This window comes from Eubacterium sp. An11 (assembly GCF_002161065.1).
GTDB lineage: Bacteria > Bacillota > Clostridia > Lachnospirales > Lachnospiraceae > Anaerobutyricum > Anaerobutyricum faecale.
The window spans coordinates 1-21,265 of record NZ_NFLV01000037.1 but is presented as its reverse complement, the minus strand read 5'-3'; the positions used below and the strand labels follow the sequence as shown (position 1 = coordinate 21,265).

Sequence of the window (21,265 nt, the reverse complement as noted above, 5' to 3'; positions counted from 1 at the left end):
ATAGCTGAACCGTTATACATTTTCTTCATTGGACATTATAACACACATTAAATGAAAATACAGTCCAATGTTTCACGTGAAACATTGCTAATTTTCTACGTAAAAAATAGCAGCGACAGAACATTAGCTCTGCTATATTTAAAATCATTCTTTATATAAATATGATATATGATTTTCAAGCAAAAAGAGGAATGTTTCACGTGAAACATTCCTCTTCGTTTATGACAAATCTTTTGATCACAATTCAAGATATTCTGTTACATCTGCTCCGGACACTCAATTCCCAGCAATGCAAGCGCATCTTTAATCACACGCATTGTGATAGATACCACTTTCAAACGTGCCATCTTCACATTTTCATCTTCCACATTAATCTGGCAGTCATGATAGAACTTATTGAAATGCTGTGCCACCGATACAGCAAATCTTGAAATCATAAACGGCTCATATTTATCTGCGGCATCCTTAATTACCTCAGGGAATCTTGTGATATCTTTCAGAAGATTCATGGTCACATCATCTGTAAGAACACTGTAATCAATTTCTTCCGGAATCGTCACATCCCCTGCCTTACGCATTACACTGGCACAACGAGCATATGTGTACTGTACATATGGTCCGGTTTCCCCATCAAAGTTGAGGATCTTATCCCAGTTAAACACAACATCTTTGATTCTCTGGTTATAAAGGTCATTGAACAAAATAGCACCGATACCCACCTGTCTTGCCACAGTCTCTTTGTCTTCCAGATCCGGATTCTTCTCCTCAATGATTTCATAAATCTTCTGGATGGACTCATGAAGAATCTCTTCTGCATAGATAACATTACCACTTCTTGTGGATAATTTACCGCCTTCCATACTTACCAGACCGTATGGAACATGAACCAGCTGGTCATACCAATCATATCCAAGAAGTTCGATCACTTTAAATACCTGTGCAAAATGCAGCTTCTGTTCCAATCCTGTAACATATATACATTTATCGAAATGATAGGTTTTCTTACGATAGAAGAGCGCTGCCAGGTCACGGGTAGCATAAATACTGCTTCCGTCTTTTTTGGTGATCAGACATGGAGCCATATTATAATCATCCAGAGGAACGATATGCGCTCCGTCGCTTTCCACGAGAAGATGCTTCTCATTTAACTCATCAACTACCGCCTGGGTTTTATCACGATAGAAGCTCTCTCCTGTATAGTGATCAAATTCCATACCCAGAAGTTTATAAATCCGTTTGTATTCCACAAGACTGATATCCTTGAACCACTGCCAGATAGACAGCGCTTCCTCGTCGCCCTGCTCCATCTTCACAAACCATGCTCTCGCCTCATCATTGAGAGAATCATCTTTCTCTGCTTCCTGATGGAACTTCACATAAATCTTCATCAGCTCGGCGATACCGTTTTTCTCCACGGCTTCTTTGCTACCCCAGCGTTTATATGCCACGATCAGCTTACCAAACTGTGTTCCCCAGTCTCCCAGATGATTGATTCGCTCCACATGATACCCCAGTTTAGAATAAATCTTATATAAAGAGTTTCCGATGATTGTTGTACGAAGATGACCCACATGGAAATTCTTTGCCACGTTTGGGGAAGAATAGTCAATACAGATGGTCTTTCCCTCTCCCTCATCGGAAGCACCAAAATCTTCTACTCCAATGGTTTTCACCAGCTGTTTTGCAAACTCTTCCTTGGCAAAGAAGAAATTGATATATCCTCCCACATTTTCTACTTTAGAGAAAATATCATAATTTTTCTCAAGAATCTTCTTTGTCAGATCCTCCGCAATCATATTCGGCGCTTTGCGGTAAACCTTTGCCAGTTTAAAACACGGAAAAGCAAAGTCACCCATATCACTTTTCTTCGGAATCTCCAGGGCGGAAGCAATCTCCTCTTTCTCCAACTCCTGAATATTTTCTGCTAAAATATCAATTAACTGCGCTTTCATTTTTCCATCCTTTCTCATTATCCCATTTGTAAAATATCATCCATTTCCTGGATCAGTTCCCGGATTTCTTCTATATGTTCATCGATCCGTGAAATACTCTCCTGTATCTGATTCATCTGATCAGACAGCTCTTTCTGTTTTTCGTCCTTTTTATCCTCCTCCAGGTCTGACAAATTCAGAGGAGAAAAATATTTACGAATATCCTTCTGTTCTACATGCTGAAACAATGTCTTATCCCGCTGCTCTCTCTCAATCTTCAGCTGAAGAATCTGATTCTCGTAATCATCCTTTTTTTCTGTGAGATACATCATCTCTTTTGACAAATGTGCCTTCATCTTCTCATCAAACCGAACCAGACGCTCTCTGAAATCAGAATCGGGATGATATACTTTATTTTTCTTCTTCGCACTCATAAATTTCCACCTCTTCCTGTCATCCTACAGAGGATTTTTAGACGGAACGCCGGCTTTTCTCGGGTAAGCTTTTGGAGTTCCCTTGCATTTCTTTATTTTAATAAGAACTCTCAGCGAATCCTCTCCCGGAAGCTGAAATTCATCCACCTGCATGATTTTGCTGCCCAGCGCCCGCATACAGGAATCGCTGCTCTCTATCTCTTCCAGACCTTTTCCTGCCTTATAAGAGACAAAAAAACCATTGACTCTCACAAAAGGAATACAATACTCGCTTAAAGTACTTAAATTGGCGACAGCTCTGGATACCGCCAGATCAAACTGTCCTCTGTACTCTGGCTTTCTTGCCAGATCTTCCGCCCGTCCGTGAACCGCTTCCACTCCGGTTAAGCCCAGATCCCTGATGACTTCCTGCAGAAACTTTACCCTCTTATTAAGAGAATCCAGAAGCACCACCGATATTTCCGGATAAACAATTTTTAGCGGTATTCCCGGAAAACCGGCACCGGTTCCAATATCGATCAGGGACTTCACACTGTCCATATCCATAACTCTTCTGCAGGTAAGGCTGTCGATAAAATGCTTCTCAATGACCTCATCTTCTTCGGTAATTGAAGTTAAATTCATCACCTTATTCTTTTCGATGAGAAGATGATAAAACTTTTCAAACTGTTCCAGCTGTTTCTCATTCAAACTTATACTGGCGTCAACAGATGCCTTTTTTAATTTTTCACTGAAATTCATACTTTTACTCCAGAATCTTCCTCACAAGGGTCCAGTTCCCTGTCCCATTTTCTGGGTACTGCCGTCCTGGTTCCGGGACACTGCCTGCACCCCATATATCTGCCCATCCAGTTTACATGTTCCCCGTCTCTGCGTCAACCTTCTTCTCATTTTTTCGTCTTCTCATCTGCTCGATGTAAACCAGAAGCACAGAAATATCTGACGGCGATACGCCAGAAATCCTTGAAGCCTGACCGATGGAATGCGGACGGATATCATTTAACTTCTGAACGGCTTCCTTTCTTAAATTATGCACATCTTCATAAACGATGCTCTCCGGTATGAGCTTATTTTCCATCTTTTTAAACTGCTCCACCTGTTTCATCTGTCTGGAAATGTATCCCTCATATTTAAGATTAATATTTACCTGTTCTATAACAGCAGGATCAAGGGGAACTCTGTCCGGATCAAGCTCCGCCAGACATTCATAATCAAGCTCCGGTCTCTTGATAAGTTCCGCCAAAGTGGAAGCGCTCTTTAACGGTGTACTTCCATTTTTGACAAGAATCTCCTGCACCCGCTTTCCAGCTCCGATATGAATATTCCGGACTCTCTCCGTCTCTTTCTCAATCTGTCTTCTCTTTTCACAGAATTTATCATATCTATCTTTTTCGATAAGTCCAATTTCATATCCCAGAGGAGTCAGACGCATGTCAGCGTTGTCCTGCCTTAAAATAAGACGATACTCCGCTCTCGATGTCATCATTCGGTATGGTTCATGATTTTCCTTCGTGACCAGATCATCGATGAGCACCCCGATGTAGGCCTGAGAACGATCCAGAATCACAGGTTCTTTCCCCTGACATTTTCTCGCCGCATTGATACCGGCGATCAGTCCCTGGGCAGCAGCTTCCTCATATCCGGAACTGCCGTTAAACTGTCCTCCGCTGAACAAACCGCTGATATTTTTAAATTCCAGAGACAGACGCAGCTGATTCGGATTGATGCAGTCATACTCTATGGCATAAGCATTACGGATAATCTTTACATGTTCAAGTCCCCGGACTGTCCGGTACATGGCGTACTGCACATCCTCCGGCAGAGAACTGCTCATGCCGCCCACATACATCTCATTGGTATACTCTCCTTCCGGCTCGATAAACAGCTGATGCCGGTTCTTATCTGCAAAACGTACCACCTTATCTTCAATGGACGGACAGTACCTCGGACCGGTTCCCTCAATCATACCGGAATACAACGGCGACCGGTCCAGATTGTCCCGGATAATTTTATGGGTCTCTTCATTCGTGTAGGTCAGCCAGCAGGAAATCTGCTCTCTCCTGATATCTTCTTCTTTATTGGTAAAACTGAAGGGAACAATGGTCTCATCGCCAAACTGCTCCTCCATAACGGAAAAATCAATGGAACGCTTATCAATTCTCGCCGGAGTTCCCGTCTTAAAACGGTAAAGCTCCACGCCGTTATCCATCAGAGACTGGCTCAGATGATTGGCGGCCTGCAGACCATTGGGTCCGGTGTATTCCACCACATCACCATACAGACATCTGGCCTTCAGGTAAGTTCCCGTGGCCAGCACCACTGTCTTCGCATGGTAGATGGCTCCGGAAAAAGTTTTCACTCCCCGGATACTGCCCTCTTCCACCAGAAGCTCTGTCACCTCTCCCTGACGAAGAGTCAGATGATCCGTATTCTGCAGCGTATAACGCATGGAAATCGAGTAGGCATCTTTATCCGCCTGAGCACGCAGAGAATGGACCGCCGGTCCTTTTGATTTATTGAGCATTTTGGACTGAATATAAGTCTTATCAATATTCTTTCCCATCTCTCCGCCCAGAGCATCAATCTCCCTCACCAGATGGCCTTTGGAGCTGCCTCCGATATTGGGATTACAGGGCATCAGGGCCACACTGTTCATACTGACGGTAAAAATAATAGTCTCACAGCCAAGTCTTGCCGCTGCCAGCGCCGCCTCACAGCCAGCATGACCCGCTCCCACAACAATCACGTCATAATATTCTTCTACAACTTTCATATATCTTTCCTCTATTTTCGGTAACAGTTCAGCCATACATCTCGGAAAGGCGCTGCCTTGGCAGCTTCTTCGGCTCATGACTGAACTGTTACCTATTTTCCTGTACAGAATCTGGAGAATATCTCATTAACCAGATCTTCTTCCACTGCTTCTCCCGTAATCAATCCCAGCTTTTCATAGGCATTCATCAAATCAATCGTGAAGAAATCCTCCGGCATTCCGTTCTCTATACTCTCTTTCACACACAGAAAACTGGAGAGCGCCTCATCCAGGGCATTTTTATGACGGGCGTTGGTAATATACATTTCCTGGTTTGCGTCTATTTTACCATGAAACATCATTTTTTTTAACTCTCCGATAAAATCATCGATACCCTGATTATACTTGGCCGATATGGAAATGATCGGTTCATCCCCATCTGCATATTCCTTCAGCCGAGCGATATCTTTCTCAAATTTTCCTACCGCCATGGACTCCCTTCCGTCTGACTGCCCTGCAGGAGTATCAGATATATCCGCTTTTGTCATATCGGATTTGTTCAGCAGGAACATTTTCTTCCGGCCGCGAATCTGCTCCAGAATATCAAAGTCTTCTTTCGAGAGGGGGACGGATGTATCAGCCACAAACAATATAATATCGGCGCTCTCCATCTCTTTTCTTGCCTTTTCCACCCCGATTTTTTCCACAGTATCTTCCGTATCCCGGATTCCTGCCGTATCAATGATATTTAAGGTGATGCCGTCAATGGTCACCGACTCTTCCAGCGTATCTCTGGTAGTTCCGGCAATTTCCGTGACAATAGCCCTCTCCTCTCCTAACAATGCATTTAAAAACGAGGACTTTCCCGCATTGGGCTTGCCCACAATACAAGTCCGGATTCCCTCAGCAATATACCTGCCATCATCATAGGAAGACAACATTTTCTTTGTCTCATCGGCCCACTCTTCTACCTTCGGATACAATGTCTCCCCGTAACCGTCCAGACTGATATGTTCCGGATCGTCCAGGGCCGATTCGATAAATGCCACCTGATAAAGTACTTCTTCTCTGATTCGCTTTATTTTGTCAGAAAGGCTTCCCTTCAACTGAGAGACAGAATTACGTCTCGCCAGCTCATTTCTTGATTCTATCAGATCCATAACCGCCTCTGCCTGAGACAGATCAATTCTTCCATTTAAAAAGGCTCTTTTTGTAAACTCTCCCGGCTCCGCCGGTCTGGCCCCGTGTTTCAGCACCAGATTCAGGATACGATAGACCACAGACACTCCTCCGTGGCAGTCAATCTCCACCACATCCTCTCTTGTATAACTGTGAGGCGCCTTCATGATAATCACTATACATTCGTCGACAACCACATCCCCGTCTTTGATATTCCCATAATATACGTGATGACTCTCCAGAGACGAAACATCTTTTTTCTTATTATAAGGCTCAAAGATTTCAGAAAGAATTCTCATGGCTTCTTCTCCGCTGATCCGGATAATACCGATTCCCGCGTTGGAGACAGCGGTGGCGACAGCCGCAATGGTATCAAATTCATTTATCATCAATTTCCGCTCCATTCAAAAATAGGATGTTTAAAAAATCCTGAGGAATCTTTAAACATCCTTTATTATTATCTGTCTTTTTTTAACATGATCACAACTCTGCGGTAAGGCTCTTCCCCTTCGCTTCTTGTACATACGTATCTGTCATTCTGTAAAGCTGAATGAATGACCCTTCTCTCATATGGATTCATCGGTTCCAGAGATACCGGTTTCTTCGTTCTCTTCACAGTGTACGCAATCTTTTTGGCCAGCTTTTCCAGAGTTACCTTTCTTCTTTCCCGGTAGTTCTCTGTGTCCAGCTTCACGCGGATGTACGCATCGCCTTCTTTATTGACGAAAAGACTGATCAGATACTGAAGCGCATCCAGAGTCTGACCGCGCTTTCCAATGAGGATACCCATATCCGGACCGGACAGCTCAATGTTCATCACATTGTCTTCCTCATGGAACTGAATGGAAACCACTGTCTCCACCTTCATGGCGGCAAACAATTCATCGCAGAATTCCTGGGTTCTCTCCACCAGGGACTTCTTCAATGTCACCCGGATCACTGCCGGTTTCACATTAAATATTCCAAGGAAACCTGAACTTCCTTCTTCTACCACTTCATAATCTAATTTGTCACTGGTAACTCCAAGCTCAACACTGGCTGCCGTAATAGCATCGTCTATCGTTTTGCCTTTAAATTCCATAACATCCACTATTTCTTACCTCCCCTGGTATTCTGCTCCTTATCATACTGAGATACCAGATAAGCGTTTTTACCAATCTCACCCAATTGATCCACATCAACATTCTGACCGTTGGCAGAGCTGCCGGAAGCGCCAGGCATCTTTTTCAGATTCATGGTAGCCACATCCGTGATCGTCTTTCTGCCGGATACCTGCTGCTGATTGTCTGCGTTATCCGCTGCGCCGGTCAGTCTTTCCATCATGGTCTTCTTGCCTTTTGCCTTCTTCTTGGCTGCCTTCTCGCGGTTTTTCTCAATCATTTTGTCGAGATCCGCATGCTCCATATATTTGTTGACAATGATCTGCTGTATACACATGAAAAGCGCACTGGTCGCCCAGTAAAGTCCCATTCCGGCCGGAGCAACCAGACAGAAATAGAAAGACATCAACGGCATCACATACGTCATGCTCTTTGTCATTCCCGCTGCAGGATTATCTCCCATATCCGGCTGTTTCATGGTTTTGGTGGTCAGGAACTGGAATAATGCCGCTAAGATTGGAATCAGAAGATATACAGAAAGTCTGAATCCCGGAGCCTGCGCCACATTGATGCCGAAAATGAAGTTATTGATACCGGCCACCTGATGGTGAACACTCTCAATGACTCCGGAAATAGACGGCATGGCATCCGCCAGCTGTCCCCAGGCATCTGCAGTAAAATAGTTCAGGACGTCGATAATCTGGTTAGACGTCGCATTGTTTGGAAGCTCTGATATATAAGATGAATGCACTCCATCGGCAATCTTATTAATCGTATCCACATAACCAGGGGTCTGCTGAATCGCAGTCACCGCAGTCATATAAATATCTTTTACCTGCGGAATATAAGCAGGTACATTACGCACAACATTAAAGAATGCAAGGAAAATAGGGAACTGAATCAAAAGCTGAGCACATCCGCCGGTCGGACTGGTGCCGTACTTTTCATAAACAGCCTGAATCTCCTCATTCTGTTTTGCCAGGGAAGCCTGGTCCTTCTTGTTGCGGTACTTTTTCTGAATCTTGGTAATCTCAGGCTGCATGGCCTGATTGATCTTTGTGAACTTCTGCTGTTTGATTGTAAGCGGAGTCATAATCAAACGCACGAACACAGTAAAAATAATGATACTTAAACCGATATTCTGAATGCCCACTAAATCAAGCAATCGGAATATAATATCAATAACGTACCCCAGCAGCGTGGATATCCACCCTATAACAGGGGTTGACGACTGCGTCAATAGCATACTTCTCCTCCTTAATTACGGAACCGGATCATACCCGCCTTTTGCAAAAGGATTACAGCGCAGTATCCGCCATACAGCCAGCAGCCCGCCTTTGACCACCCCGTATTTCTGCAGTGCCTCAATGGCATACTGGGAACAGGTTGGTATATAAATACAGGTTGCTCTTCCTTTCAGAGCGGACAGATATTTCTGATAAAACTTAATACTTTTAATTAAAATTGTTTTCATTTGAAATCTCTTCCAATAAATGATGCTGTTTCAACAAATGAATAATGGCACTTTCAAATTTCTTATATCCGGAATCACTAGCTGCTTTTCGTGCCACAATCACAATATCATAACCCTGACAAACGTCCTCCCAGTGAAGACGCATCACTTCCCGAATCACTCTGGTCACTCTGTGTCTTATGATACTGTTTCCAACTTTTTTACTGACGGAAATCCCAACCCTGTTATATGGCAGCCCGTTTTTCAAAATAATCATAACAAAGCAACGATTCACCTTTGATAAACCGCTGCGATATACGGACTGGAATTCCCTGTTCTTTTTTAAAGACTGAAATTTACTAAGCAAACTTTCTCACCTTTCCAAAGTAAACAAATGAGAAAAGAAAAGGCCACATGACTGCGACCTAAGCTGACAATTTATTTCTTCCTTTTGCTCTTCTTCTGGCTAATACCTTTCTGCCATTAGCAGTGCTCATTCTTTTTCTGAAACCATGAACTTTAGATCTCTGTCTCTTTTTTGGCTGATATGTCATCTTCATAGCGAAAGCCACCTCCTTCGATAATTCTCTCCTGTGTTGAAAAACATCACACCTATTATATTGAAAAAACCATACCTCGTCAAGTAAATCCTCATTATTTTTCCCATAAAATCTGTTTTTTCACTTTTTCCACATAATACGCAGGACTTATCCACGAGTTATCCACAATTTGTGCATAACTTGTGCATAACTTTGGAAATATACACAATTTCCCTTTGATTTCTGGCTCATAACAAGGAAAATCCTTCATTTTTCGAATGTGTATAAGTGAATAAAAGTTATCCACAATCCACATTTTTCGATTTTTATCCATTTTTTCTCATATTTTTTCAACTTATCCACAATAAGTTATCCACATTTTCTAATTGAAAAAAAATCAGCTTTGTTATACACTTATATTTACACACTTCTGCCCTGAGATCGTTTGTACTATCAGCTCAGAAGAAAATATCATTGTACTATAGGCACGCCGGTGCGTATTTTTTTACAATATTTTCCGGCATGTCAGGATAATCGGAATGGAGTTAGGGAAATATGAAAGAAAAAATCGAGGCCAATTGGCAAAAAATATTAGACATTCTCATAAAAGAACAGGATGTCACGCAAGTGGCGGTCCATACCTGGATCGAACCGCTGGTCATCCAGTCCGTCACTGACAGCACCATCACTTTTTTTGTGTCCCGGGGACCAAGGGGAATTGAATTTATCAAACATAAATATTATGACGTACTTTTATCCATGGCAATCGAACAGGTCACAGGACAGCAATTCGAAATTGTTTTCACAGATTCCCCTGCTGCCGAAGAATCTGCACCTGAAGAAAAGCCTGCAAAGAAAAAAAAGACTTCCGTTCCGTCAGAATACCTGGGAAACCTGAATCCAAAATATACTTTTGATACTTTTGTGGTCGGTCCCACCAACAAAATGGCCCACGCAGTATCAGTCGCTGTGGCGGAATCACCGGGAGGTTCTTACAATCCTCTCTTCCTCTACGGAGGTGCGGGACTCGGTAAAACCCACCTGATGCATTCCATCGCACATCACATCATTAATAATAGGAAGGATCTGCGTGTTTTATACGTCACTTCCGAAAAATTTACCAATGAACTGATCGATTCTTTAAAGCATGACAAAAACAAAGAATTCCGGGATAAATACCGGAATATCGATGTTCTGCTTATCGATGATATCCAGTTTATTATAGGAAAAGAAAGTACGCAGGAAGAGTTTTTCCATACCTTCAATGAACTGCACGAAGCGAAAAAACAGATCGTCATATCTTCCGATAAGCATCCAAGAGAGATTTCCACCCTGGAAGAACGTCTCCGCTCCCGTTTTGAATGGGGTATCACCGCGGATATTCAGCCGCCGGATTATGAGACCCGGATGGCGATTCTTAAAAAACGGGCCGAACTGGAAAATCTTGAGATTGATTCTGAAGTCATGCAGTATGTGGCCACAAATATTACATCAAATATTCGTGAACTGGAAGGCGCGCTCAACAAGATCTGTGTTTTCGCCAACCTGGAGAATCGTCCGGTCACCCTCTCTCTCGCTGAGGAGGCCCTGAAGGATATTATCGAAACTCAGAAAGAAATCACGCCGGAATTTATCATGGAAGTGGTGGCAGAACATTATAACATCACGGTTTCCGACATTCTCTCCCGAAAGAAAAACAAGGAAATCGCCAATCCAAGACAGATCTGCATGTACCTGAGCAGAAAATACACCAACTCATCTCTTCAGGCCATCGGAAAAATCATGGGAAACCGGGATCACACCACGGTCATGCATGGCTCCGATAAAATAGCGGACCTTTTAACCCGCGACGAACAGTTAAAATCCAACATGGACATTCTTATCAAGAAGCTGAATCCGCCAACCTGACAGGGCGCGGACAGCTCAACCCGACAAAATAAAGGAGAGCCGGCCCCCGGATACTGTCCTTTATTTTTATCCACATTTTATCCAGAAAGGCTGTGGATTACCTGTGGATAGTATGTGGATAGTTTTTATACTGTGGATAAACATCAAGTTGAAAATCGGTTATCCACACCCCTGTCCTCATAGTTATCCTTTGGGATTTCCCCTGATATTCAGCGGTTATTCCCACTTATGCACACAATCAACAGCCCCTACTACTACTACTACTGATATTATCTTATTAATATATTTCATTTACACCGAAAGGAGTTATGCACAACCATGAAAATCATTTGTCCTAAAAGCCAGTTCTTACATGGCGTTACGATTGTTTCCAAAGCCGTTTCCACAAAAACAACCATGGATATTTTAGAATGTATCTTAATTGAAGCATTTGACGGATGCATTAAGTTAACTGCCAATGATACAGAACTGGGAATTGAAACAACCATTGACGGAGACATCATATCTCCCGGTAAAATCGCCCTTGAAGCTAAACTTTTTTCTGAAATCATTAAAAAAATTCCTGATAATGATGTTATCCTTGAAACAGAAGAAAATGGTAATACCAGCATCCGATGTGAACAGATCCAGTGCAATATCATGGGAAAACAGGGGGATGACTTCTCTCATCTTCCGGTGATTGAAAGGGAAAATAAGATTACTGTTTCTCAATATGATTTAAAAGAAGTCATTCGTCAGACAATTTTCTCTGTTTCCGATAATGAAAACAACAAATTAATGACCGGAGAATTATTTCAGATTGAAGAAAATCAACTGACAGTCACTTCTCTTGACGGTCACCGGATTTCTGTGCGAAAAATTGCTCTTCAGGATAATTATCCAAAGATGGAGGTCATCGTTCCCGGCAAAACTTTATCGGAAATCAGTAAAATTCTTCCGGGAGAAGCCAAAGACAGTGTCAATATGTATATCACAGATAAACACATTTTATTTGAATTTGAAAATACACTTGTGGTTTCCCGCCTTCTGGAAGGAAAATTTTATAATATCAGCCAGATGCTTTCCACAGATTATGAGACAAAGATTGTGATTAATAAAATGGAACTGCTCCGTTGTCTGGATCGTTCCACATTATTTGTCAAAGAATCAGATAAAAAACCAATTATTCTGAAAATTGAGGACGGAAAAATGGATCTGATGATTTCTTCCCAGATTGGTTCCATGCAGGATCAGATTCAGATGGAAAAAGAGGGAAAAGATCTGATCATCGGCTTCAACCCGAAGTTTTTGGTGGATGCTCTCCGGGTCATTGACGAGGAAGAAATCACCATGTATATGATCAATTCCATTGCTCCTTGCATCATCCGGGATGAACAGGTGTCCTACCTCTATCTCATTCTGCCGATTAATGTCAATAACAGTGGAATTTAAGGAACGTTAAAAAAATAACAGAAATTCAGGACAAAATATCAATAAATTGATAAAAAAATAACAATATAGGTTTTGTAAAGTTTTATAATACAATGTTTTTCAGAATACAAATACAGGAGTTTTCAAATGGAATTTAAGTTAAGAGATGATTTTATTAAATTGGGACAGGCTTTGAAGGCGGCAGGCCTTGTGGATTCCGGTCTGGATGCTAAAATTGTCATTCAGGACGGGGAAGTATCCGTCAATGGCGAGGTGGAGACCCGCCGTGGCAAAAAGCTCTATCCTGGAGATGTGGTGGAGTTTGACGGGGAAACCATTGAGATCGTTGGTTAAAAAGATGGATCGGTGAAACGGGGCGTCCTTTCACAGGGCCGCTCTGCCGTCGAAAAGAACGGAATACAGTATACAGGAGGAGAAGTTATGTTTGTGGAATCCATACAATTGAATAATTACAGGAATTATGATTCGGCAGACGTCACATTTTCTCCCGGTGTCAATATATTTTTCGGTGACAATGCACAGGGGAAGACGAATCTTTTGGAGGCGGTGTATCTGAGCGGGACTTCCCGCTCCCACCGGGGAAGCAGGGACAGGGAGTTGATCCGGTTTGGAGCGGATGAAGCACACATCCGTCTGTTTTTTAAGAAAAAAGATTTGTCTCACCGGCTGGATTTTCATTTAAAACAAAGAAAAGCCAAGGGAATCGCCATCGACGGCGTGCCTATCAAGAGAACCAGTGAGCTTCTGGGGCTTTTGCCCATCGTCTTTTTTTCGCCGGAGGATCTGAGTATGATCAAGAACGGTCCGGCCATGCGCCGGAAGTTCCTGGATATGGAAATGAGCCAGCTGGACAGGGTCTATCTTCAGTATCTGAGCAATTATAACCGGCTGCTCGGGGAGAGAAATAATCTTTTGAAACAGATTGCGGTTTTTCCTCAGCTCAGGGAAACGCTGGACGGCTGGGATGAACAGCTCATTGAGACGGGGGAGAATATCATCAGAAAGCGGGAAGCCTTCATCGGCAGAATCGATGAGATGATGAGAGAGATCCACGGGAAGCTGACGGGCAGTCAGGAGAATATGCAGGTGCGCTATGAGCAGAATGTGACGGTGGAAGCGTTCCGGGAGACCCTCTGGAGCAGAAGAGACAGGGATATACGGACAGGAACCACCTCTGTGGGGCCGCACAGGGACGATATGGCGTTTTTTATCAATGAGGTGGACATTCGCCGCTTTGGTTCCCAGGGACAGCAGAGAACGGCTGCTCTGGCGTTGAAATTATCGGAGATCCGTCTCATCGAACAGATTGCCGGCGATAAGCCGATTCTGCTTCTGGACGATGTTTTGTCAGAATTGGACAGCCACCGGCAGAATTATCTTTTAGAGAATATCTCGGATATCCAGACAATGATTTCCTGTACGGGTCTGGATGATTTTGTCAATACACGCATGCATCTGGATAAGGTGTTTTATGTGGAACGGGGAAGCGTACGCGAGTACACCCCGTAATTTTGTTATGTTTAAAAAGTTGAATCTTAGGCGATATTTATGATATAATAAACTAGTTATGCTATGTAATTTTATGATATGCAAGAATTTAGATATATTCGGCAGGAGGTTTCAGTATGAGTGAAGAACAGATTTCTGCAGCCCAGGAATACGGCGCGGATCAGATTCAGATTTTAGAGGGTCTGGAAGCAGTGCGCAAAAGGCCTGGCATGTACATTGGAAGCACCTCATCGAAGGGCCTCCACCATCTGGTATATGAGATTGTTGATAATTCCATCGATGAAGCGCTGGCAGGGTACTGCGATACCATAGAGGTTTTCATCAATAAAGATAATTCCATCACGGTGCGGGATAACGGCCGGGGCATCCCAGTGGGCATCAATAAGAAAAAAGGAGTGCCCGCGGTGCAGGTGGTATTTACGATTCTCCATGCCGGCGGCAAATTCGGCGGCGGAGGATATAAAGTATCCGGCGGTCTCCACGGTGTGGGCGCCTCTGTTGTCAATGCCCTTTCCGTATGGCTGGAGGTGGATATCAGCCATGAGGGCAAGATTTACCGTCAGAGATATGAGCGGGGCAAGGTGATGTATCCGCTGACCATCGTGGGTGATACGGACAGAAGAGGAACGGAAGTACGTTTTCTTCCGGACCCGGAGATTTTTGAGGAGACTGTTTTTGATTTCGGAGTGCTGAAGCAGCGGCTTCGGGAAATGGCGTTCCTTACCAGGAATCTGAAGATTGTCCTGACAGATTTCAGGGAGGAAGAGCCAGTATCTCTCACGTTCCATTATGAGGGCGGAATCAAAGAATACGTGGAGTATCTCAATAAACAGAAAGAAGTGCTGTACCCGGAAGTCATTTACTGCGAAGGCAAAAAGGGAGACGTGTATGTGGAAGTGGCCATGCAGCATAACGACTCCTACAATGAGGGGGTCTACAGCTTTGTAAATAATATTACCACGCCGGAGGGAGGAACCCATCTGGCTGGCTTCAGAAGTGCGCTTACCAAGACGTTTAATGATTATGCCAGGGAGGCGAAACTGTTAAAGGACAATGAACAGAATCTTTCCGGAGAGGATATCAGAGAGGGGCTTGTGGCCATCATCAGTATCAAAATCCCGGAACCTCAGTTTGAAGGACAGACCAAGCAGAAGCTGGGAAACAGTGAGGCGAGGGGCGCCGTGGACAGCGTCGTCAGCGAGCAGCTCACATATTTCCTTGAGCAGAATCCTAATGTGGCAAAGGTCATCTGCGAGAAGGCAATTCTGGCACAGAGGGCGAGAGAGGCAGCGAGAAAGGCAAGAGATCTTACGAGAAGGAAGTCTGCCCTGGACGGCATGAGTCTTCCGGGCAAGCTGGCCGACTGCTCAGATAAAGATCCGGCCAACTGCGAGATCTATATCGTTGAGGGAGATTCCGCCGGCGGTTCCGCCAAGACGGCCAGAAGCCGTGCCACTCAGGCGATTCTGCCGCTGCGGGGCAAGATTCTCAATGTGGAGAAGTCAAGACTGGATAAGATCCTGGTCAACAATGAGATAAAAGCGATGATTACTGCCTTTGGAACAGGCATTCATGAAGATTTTGATATCACCAAGCTGCGGTATCACAAGATTATCATCATGACCGATGCCGATGTGGACGGCGCGCATATTGCCACCCTGCTTCTCACGTTCCTGTATCGTTTTATGCCGGAGCTGATCCGTCAGGGATACGTATATCTGGCGCAGCCGCCGCTTTATAAGATTGAGAAGAATAAGAAGGTCTGGTACGCTTACAGCGATGAGGAGCTCAATAAGATTCTCACGGAGATTGGAAGAGACGGCAATAACAAGATTCAGAGGTATAAAGGACTGGGTGAGATGGATGCCTCTCAGCTCTGGGAGACCACCATGGACCCTGAAAAAAGAATTCTTCTTCGTGTCAATATGGACGAGGATTCTCAGTCTGAGCTGGATCTTACTTTTGACACATTGATGGGAGACCGGGTGGAACCGAGAAGAGAATTCATCGAGGCCAATGCGAAGTATGTCCAGAATCTGGATATCTGATGATTCATGCAGGAGGAAAAAATGGACGATAGTAATATTTTTGATAAAATCCATGAGGTCGATTTGAAGGACACCATGGAAAAATCTTATATAGATTATGCCATGAGCGTGATTGTTTCCAGGGCTCTTCCTGACGTGAGGGACGGTCTGAAGCCGGTGCAGAGAAGAATTCTTTATTCCATGATCGAGCTGAACAACGGTCCGGATAAGCCGCACAGAAAATGTGCCCGTATCGTCGGTGATACCATGGGTAAATATCACCCGCACGGAGACAGCTCTATTTATGGCGCTCTTGTTAATCTGGCTCAGGAGTGGTCCACCAGATATCCGCTGGTGGATGGCCACGGTAACTTTGGTTCTGTGGACGGAGATGGAGCGGCAGCCATGCGTTATACGGAGGCACGTCTGTCAAAGATCTCCATGGAGATGACGGCGGACATTTACAAAGATACCGTTGATTTTACACCGAACTTTGATGAGACGGAGAAAGAACCGACGGTGCTCCCGTCCCGTTTTCCGAATCTTATGGTCAACGGAGCGCAGGGTATCGCGGTTGGTATGGCGACAAATATTCCGCCACATAATCTGAGAGAGACCATTGACGGTGTAGTCAGGATTATTGATAATCAGATTGGGGAGGACCGGGATACGGACATTGATGAGCTGATGGAGATCGTCAAGGGTCCTGATTTCCCGACAGGAGCCTCTATTCTGGGACGGAAAGAGATTGAAAAAGCGTACCGCACCGGACGCGGTAAGATCAAAGTCCGTGCGGTGACTAACATTGAGCCTATGAACAACGGAAAGCAGCGGATTATTGTCACTGAGCTTCCGTATATGGTCAACAAAGCGAGACTCATTGAGAAGATTGCCGAGCTGGTAAAAGAAAAGAGGATCGATGGCATCACAGAGCTGCGGGATGAATCTGACCGTTCCGGTATGCGTATCTGTATTGAGACAAGAAAAGATGTCAATGCCAACGTTCTGCTTAATCAGCTCTTTAAACATACACAGCTTCAGGATACTTTTGGCGTGATTATGCTGGCCCTTGTCGATAATCAGCCTAAGATTCTCAACCTGAAGGAAATGCTCACGTACTATCTGGATCATCAGAAGGATGTGGTGACCAGAAGAACCAAATACGAATTAAATAAGGCAAAGGAAAGAGCGCACATTTTGGAAGGTCTGCTGAAGGCTCTCGACGTGATCGATGAGGTCATTGAGATCATTCGTGCGTCCAAAAATGTGGCTGAGGCCAGAGAAAAGCTCATGGAGACCTTTGCATTTTCAGAAGCGCAGGCACAGGCTATCGTGGATATGCGTCTTCGTGCTCTTACCGGTCTGGAACGAGAAAAGCTGCAGGCAGAATACGATGAACTGGAGCAGAAGATTTCCGAATATGAGGCGATTCTTGCCGATGAGAAGCTTCTTCTTGGCGTGATTCGTGAAGAAATCATTCTGATCAGAGATAAATACGGTGATGACCGGAGAACTTCCATCGAGCTGGATGCGGAAGATTTAAGCGATGAAGCTCTGATTCCAAGAAAGGATACGGTGATCACATTTTCCGGTCTTGGATATATCAAGCGCATGACGCTGGATAATTTCCACAGCCAGAACAGAGGAGGCAAAGGCATTAAGGGAATGAATATGATCGATGATGATAATATCGATGACATGTTTATCACCAGTACCCATAATTATATTATGTTCTTTACCAACCGGGGGCGGGTGTACCGTCTGAAGGGCTATGAGATTCCGGAAGCCGGAAGAACAGCCAGGGGAGTGAATATCATTAACCTTCTGCAGCTGCAGCCGGAAGAAAAAGTCACAGCGATCATCCCACTGGAAGAAAATGAAGAAAAACAGTATCTCATTATGGCGACCAGACGGGGGATTATCAAGAAGACCAGGATAGAGGAATATCACAATATCAGAAAAACCGGTCTGGCGGCCATCACTCTCCGTGAGGGCGACGATCTTATTGAGGTCAAACAGGCCGGCGATGAAGATGATATCTTTATGGTTACCAAAGAAGGACAGTGTATCCGGTTTGCTTCCGGAAATGTAAGAGAGATCGGAAGGGTTGCCATGGGCGTCATCGGTATTAATCTTGGTGATGCCGATGAAGTTGTCGCCATGCAGGTAAGCTCTGAGGGAGAAGATCTGCTTATCGTGTCGGAAAAAGGCATGGGCAAGCGGACACATCTGGACGAATTTACTCTCCAGAACCGGGGCGGAAAAGGACTGCGCTGTTACAGGATTACGGAGAAGACCGGCTATGTGGTTGGCGCGAAGATTGTCAATGAGGATGAGGAGATCATGATGATCACCACAGAAGGTATTGTGATCCGTATGAAGAGTGGAACTATATCTGTCATAGGCAGAAATACCTCCGGTGTGAAACTGATGGACATTGATGCAGACAGTGATGTCAAGGTTGCCAGTGTCACCAAGGTAAAGCTCACAGAAACTGTGGACGAGGAGAATGTGACGGAAGATAGAACGACGGAGGAAGTTTCTGAGGAGACGGCGGAAGAGATAGCTCCTCAGGAATAGAGCAGCGATTTCACTGCTTTTTTCTGCGATGGATTGTCAGGACGACAAAATAAAAATGATATGAAAAGAAAACGGGCTGCTGCACGATTGGGATTCCAGATACAGGGATTTGTTCTGGAGCAGGATTGTGCAGCGGCCTGTTCTTTTTTACTTAGATGAAAGGAACAGATATGAAAGTCATTCAGGTAGAGCAGATTATAGATAATATCAAAGAAATGTGTATGGAGGCAAATTATTACCTGTCAGAGGATATGAAGAAGGCATTGTATGAAGCGGCGGACAGGGAAGAGAGCCCGCTGGGATGTCAGATTTTAAATCAGCTGAAAGAAAATCTGGATATTGCCGGAGAAAGTCAGATTCCGATTTGTCAGGATACCGGCATGGCAGTAGTTTTTGCCTCTGTGGGGCAGGATGTACGAATTGAGGGAGGTTCTCTCTCTGATGCCATCAACGAGGGAGTGCGTCAGGGGTATACAGAAGGTTATCTGAGAAAATCTGTGGTGAAGGATCCGTTTTTCCGGGAAAACACGAAAGACAACACACCAGCTGTTATTCATTATGATATTGTGCCGGGAGAGGAATTAAAGCTGACACTGGCTCCCAAAGGATTTGGCAGTGAGAATATGAGCCGTATTTTTATGTTAAAGCCGGCTGACGGCATGGAAGGAGCAAAAGAGGCTGTTCTGTCTGTGGTAAAAGAAGCAGGACCAAACGCCTGTCCTCCGGTGGTTGTCGGCGTGGGCATCGGCGGCACCTTCGAGAAAGCAGCTCTTCTGGCCAAACAGGCACTTACGAGGGAGGCTGGGGAACATTCAGAGATTCCGTATGTGAAGGAGATGGAAGAAGAACTTCTCGGGAAAATCAACGGACTGGGAATCGGACCGGCCGGACTTGGAGGTACTGTCACAGCCCTGGCTGTCAATATCAATACCTACCCTACCCATATTGCGGGGCTGCCGGTGGCAGTGAATATGTGCTGTCATGTGAATCGTCATGTGACAAGAGTATTATGATGATACTGCAATGGAATTGTGATATATGTATTGGAATGAAAAGATAGGGATACTGTAATAAAAGACAGGGATCAGTGAAAAACAGGATGTAAAGATATTTGAAAGAGCAGGAAGGAAAAAAGAATGGACAGACATATACAGGTTCCGCTTTTGGAACAGGATATTGAAGAGTTAAAGGCAGGAGACTATGTGTATTTAACGGGAACCATCTATACAGCGAGAGATGCCGCCCATAAAAGAATGTATGATTCCATGAAAAAAGGGGAATCCTTACCGATAGACTTAAAAGGAAATGTACTATACTATCTCGGACCGAGTCCGGCAAGAGAAGGACAGGTCATCGGATCTGCCGGACCGACCACCAGCAGCCGTATGGATAAATATACTCCGGATATGCTGGATGCAGGATTAAAGGGTATGGTGGGAAAAGGAAAACGTTCTCCAGAAGTCATTGAAGCCATGAAAAGAAATCACGCCGTTTATTTTGCAGCGGTAGGAGGAGCGGGAGCTCTGTTATCGAAATGTATTAAGGAAGCGGAGGTAGTGGCCTATGATGATCTTGGAACAGAGGCAATCCGTAAACTATATATAGAGAATCTCCCGGTCATAGTGGTCATTGATAAGGACGGAAATAACCTGTATGAGACGGCATCAAAAAAATGGCAAAAGATTTAAAATTATAGCTTGACAATAAGAGGGGTTTTTGCTAATATAATATAGCGCTGTGTGATTTGGCACAGCGAATTGAATATTTTATTATATTTAGGCATATGGAGAAGTACTCAAGTGGCTGAAGAGGCGCCCCTGCTAAGGGTGTAGACCGTTCGCGCGGTGCGAGGGTTCAAATCCCTCCTTCTCCGTATTCTCTTTTGCTTTTTTGGGAAAAACACAAAAGAGAATGAAAAAAGTGCTTGACAAATCAGGAAAATATGATAGAATATAACAGTTGCTTCTGAGAGAAGCAAAACAGTTTTTGTTTCTGAAAAAAAGAAACAAAAAATAAAATAAAAAAGTGCTTGACAAACAAAAGCTGATATGATAAAATATAAAAGCTTTTGCACGAGAAAACAATGAGCAAGTTGATAACTGAATAACAAAACAACCTCGAACGTTCAATTCAATTGAGATTTCGGATCCGGAAGCGAGTGATGTCGGCGAGACGGATCCATGGAAGAGAACGAAGTTCGAACCTAAACAACAGTAAAGAGCAGTAAGAGAACCAGTGGTTCTTGAGACTGGGGAGACATCTTATCTTATTTGCGCGAAACAATGAGTCAAGCGCCGCGCCTGCGTGAGCATTTGACGAATGTCGCAGCAAGTTTTATTTGAGAGTTTGATCCTGGCTCAGGATGAACGCTGGCGGCGTGCCTAACACATGCAAGTCGAACGAAGCGCCTTAAGAGATTCTT

The 21,265-nt window shown here is 44.2% G+C and carries 18 protein-coding genes, 1 tRNA gene and 1 rRNA gene; 10 read left to right on the top strand and 10 right to left on the bottom strand.

The window, feature by feature from the left end; genetic code table 11:
- Window positions 1–257 precede the first annotated feature (257 nt).
- The 10 genes from argS to rpmH form a co-directional block, all read right to left on the bottom strand.
- Entirely contained in the window at window positions 258–1,952 is a 1,695-nt protein-coding gene (gene argS, locus B5E53_RS16800; RefSeq protein ID WP_087317120.1) for an arginine--tRNA ligase, read from the bottom strand.
- Window positions 1,953–1,969: 17 nt separating this feature from the next.
- The gene (locus B5E53_RS16795; RefSeq protein ID WP_087317103.1) at window positions 1,970–2,365 is read right to left on the bottom strand and encodes a hypothetical protein; all 396 of its coding nucleotides are present in this window, start codon (window positions 2,363–2,365) and stop codon (window positions 1,970–1,972) included.
- Between the two features lie 24 nt (window positions 2,366–2,389).
- Window positions 2,390–3,106, bottom strand: a complete 717-nt coding sequence (gene rsmG / locus B5E53_RS16790; protein ID WP_087317101.1) for a 16S rRNA (guanine(527)-N(7))-methyltransferase RsmG — start codon at window positions 3,104–3,106, stop codon at window positions 2,390–2,392.
- A gap of 112 nt (window positions 3,107–3,218) precedes the next feature.
- Entirely contained in the window at window positions 3,219–5,138 is a 1,920-nt protein-coding gene (gene mnmG, locus B5E53_RS16785) for a tRNA uridine-5-carboxymethylaminomethyl(34) synthesis enzyme MnmG (protein WP_087317099.1), read from the bottom strand.
- 92 nt (window positions 5,139–5,230) lie between these two features.
- Complete coding sequence (gene mnmE / locus B5E53_RS16780; protein ID WP_087317097.1) at window positions 5,231–6,685, bottom strand: tRNA uridine-5-carboxymethylaminomethyl(34) synthesis GTPase MnmE; 1,455 nt, start codon at window positions 6,683–6,685, stop codon at window positions 5,231–5,233.
- Between the two features lie 68 nt (window positions 6,686–6,753).
- Complete coding sequence (gene jag / locus B5E53_RS16775) at window positions 6,754–7,377, bottom strand: RNA-binding cell elongation regulator Jag/EloR (protein ID WP_242963801.1); 624 nt, start codon at window positions 7,375–7,377, stop codon at window positions 6,754–6,756.
- 8 nt (window positions 7,378–7,385) lie between these two features.
- Window positions 7,386–8,642: a YidC/Oxa1 family membrane protein insertase gene (locus B5E53_RS16770; RefSeq protein ID WP_087317093.1), complete on the bottom strand. Its 1,257-nt coding sequence runs from the start codon at window positions 8,640–8,642 to the stop codon at window positions 7,386–7,388.
- 15 nt (window positions 8,643–8,657) lie between these two features.
- Window positions 8,658–8,870 (bottom strand): membrane protein insertion efficiency factor YidD, encoded by a 213-nt coding sequence (gene yidD / locus B5E53_RS16765; protein WP_087317091.1) that lies wholly within the window; start codon window positions 8,868–8,870, stop codon window positions 8,658–8,660.
- Window positions 8,851–9,216 carry a ribonuclease P protein component gene (gene rnpA, locus B5E53_RS16760; protein ID WP_087317089.1) on the bottom strand — a complete coding sequence of 122 codons (366 nt, stop codon included), beginning with the start codon at window positions 9,214–9,216 and terminating at the stop codon, window positions 8,851–8,853. The genes yidD and rnpA overlap by 20 nt, the downstream gene beginning before the upstream one ends.
- A gap of 58 nt (window positions 9,217–9,274) precedes the next feature.
- Complete coding sequence (gene rpmH, locus B5E53_RS16755; RefSeq protein ID WP_087283647.1) at window positions 9,275–9,409, bottom strand: 50S ribosomal protein L34; 135 nt, start codon at window positions 9,407–9,409, stop codon at window positions 9,275–9,277.
- A 534-nt stretch (window positions 9,410–9,943) separates the two neighbouring features.
- Between rpmH and dnaA the strand changes: the two genes are divergently transcribed.
- From dnaA to B5E53_RS16700, 10 genes are all read left to right on the top strand, one after another.
- Window positions 9,944–11,296: a chromosomal replication initiator protein DnaA gene (dnaA, locus tag B5E53_RS16745; RefSeq protein ID WP_087317085.1), complete on the top strand. Its 1,353-nt coding sequence runs from the start codon at window positions 9,944–9,946 to the stop codon at window positions 11,294–11,296.
- Window positions 11,297–11,614: 318 nt separating this feature from the next.
- Window positions 11,615–12,727: a DNA polymerase III subunit beta gene (gene dnaN / locus B5E53_RS16740; protein ID WP_087317083.1), complete on the top strand. Its 1,113-nt coding sequence runs from the start codon at window positions 11,615–11,617 to the stop codon at window positions 12,725–12,727.
- 126 nt (window positions 12,728–12,853) lie between these two features.
- On the top strand, window positions 12,854–13,060 hold the full coding sequence (locus B5E53_RS16735; RefSeq protein WP_087317081.1) for an RNA-binding S4 domain-containing protein: 207 nt from the start codon (window positions 12,854–12,856) through the stop codon (window positions 13,058–13,060).
- An 87-nt stretch (window positions 13,061–13,147) separates the two neighbouring features.
- Window positions 13,148–14,236 (top strand): DNA replication/repair protein RecF, encoded by a 1,089-nt coding sequence (gene recF / locus B5E53_RS16730; protein WP_087317079.1) that lies wholly within the window; start codon window positions 13,148–13,150, stop codon window positions 14,234–14,236.
- 116 nt (window positions 14,237–14,352) lie between these two features.
- The gene (gene gyrB / locus B5E53_RS16725; protein WP_087317077.1) at window positions 14,353–16,284 is read left to right on the top strand and encodes a DNA topoisomerase (ATP-hydrolyzing) subunit B; all 1,932 of its coding nucleotides are present in this window, start codon (window positions 14,353–14,355) and stop codon (window positions 16,282–16,284) included.
- Window positions 16,285–16,305: 21 nt separating this feature from the next.
- Window positions 16,306–18,843, top strand: coding sequence for a DNA gyrase subunit A (gene gyrA / locus B5E53_RS16720; protein ID WP_087317075.1), 2,538 nt, complete (start codon window positions 16,306–16,308; stop codon window positions 18,841–18,843).
- 170 nt (window positions 18,844–19,013) lie between these two features.
- On the top strand, window positions 19,014–19,856 hold the full coding sequence (locus tag B5E53_RS16715) for a fumarate hydratase (protein WP_087317117.1): 843 nt from the start codon (window positions 19,014–19,016) through the stop codon (window positions 19,854–19,856).
- Window positions 19,857–19,979: 123 nt separating this feature from the next.
- Window positions 19,980–20,531, top strand: a complete 552-nt coding sequence (locus tag B5E53_RS16710) for a Fe-S-containing hydro-lyase (RefSeq protein WP_087317073.1) — start codon at window positions 19,980–19,982, stop codon at window positions 20,529–20,531.
- Window positions 20,532–20,628: 97 nt separating this feature from the next.
- Window positions 20,629–20,716, top strand: a tRNA-Ser gene (locus B5E53_RS16705).
- A gap of 461 nt (window positions 20,717–21,177) precedes the next feature.
- A 16S ribosomal RNA gene (locus tag B5E53_RS16700) occupies window positions 21,178–21,265 on the top strand; the annotation flags it as partial.

Coding starts and splice junctions, on each gene's coding strand:
- argS (WP_087317120.1), bottom strand. CDS start 1,952: ATGAAAGCGCAGTTAATTGATATTTTAGCAGAAAATATTCAGGAGTTG.
- B5E53_RS16795 (WP_087317103.1), bottom strand. CDS start 2,365: ATGAGTGCGAAGAAGAAAAATAAAGTATATCATCCCGATTCTGATTTC.
- rsmG (WP_087317101.1), bottom strand. CDS start 3,106: ATGAATTTCAGTGAAAAATTAAAAAAGGCATCTGTTGACGCCAGTATA.
- mnmG (WP_087317099.1), bottom strand. CDS start 5,138: ATGAAAGTTGTAGAAGAATATTATGACGTGATTGTTGTGGGAGCGGGT.
- mnmE (WP_087317097.1), bottom strand. CDS start 6,685: ATGATAAATGAATTTGATACCATTGCGGCTGTCGCCACCGCTGTCTCC.
- jag (WP_242963801.1), bottom strand. CDS start 7,377: ATGGAATTTAAAGGCAAAACGATAGACGATGCTATTACGGCAGCCAGT.
- B5E53_RS16770 (WP_087317093.1), bottom strand. CDS start 8,642: ATGCTATTGACGCAGTCGTCAACCCCTGTTATAGGGTGGATATCCACG.
- yidD (WP_087317091.1), bottom strand. CDS start 8,870: ATGAAAACAATTTTAATTAAAAGTATTAAGTTTTATCAGAAATATCTG.
- rpmH (WP_087283647.1), bottom strand. CDS start 9,409: ATGAAGATGACATATCAGCCAAAAAAGAGACAGAGATCTAAAGTTCAT.
- dnaA (WP_087317085.1), top strand. CDS start 9,944: ATGAAAGAAAAAATCGAGGCCAATTGGCAAAAAATATTAGACATTCTC.
- dnaN (WP_087317083.1), top strand. CDS start 11,615: ATGAAAATCATTTGTCCTAAAAGCCAGTTCTTACATGGCGTTACGATT.
- B5E53_RS16735 (WP_087317081.1), top strand. CDS start 12,854: ATGGAATTTAAGTTAAGAGATGATTTTATTAAATTGGGACAGGCTTTG.
- recF (WP_087317079.1), top strand. CDS start 13,148: ATGTTTGTGGAATCCATACAATTGAATAATTACAGGAATTATGATTCG.
- gyrB (WP_087317077.1), top strand. CDS start 14,353: ATGAGTGAAGAACAGATTTCTGCAGCCCAGGAATACGGCGCGGATCAG.
- gyrA (WP_087317075.1), top strand. CDS start 16,306: ATGGACGATAGTAATATTTTTGATAAAATCCATGAGGTCGATTTGAAG.
- B5E53_RS16715 (WP_087317117.1), top strand. CDS start 19,014: ATGAAAGTCATTCAGGTAGAGCAGATTATAGATAATATCAAAGAAATG.
- B5E53_RS16710 (WP_087317073.1), top strand. CDS start 19,980: ATGGACAGACATATACAGGTTCCGCTTTTGGAACAGGATATTGAAGAG.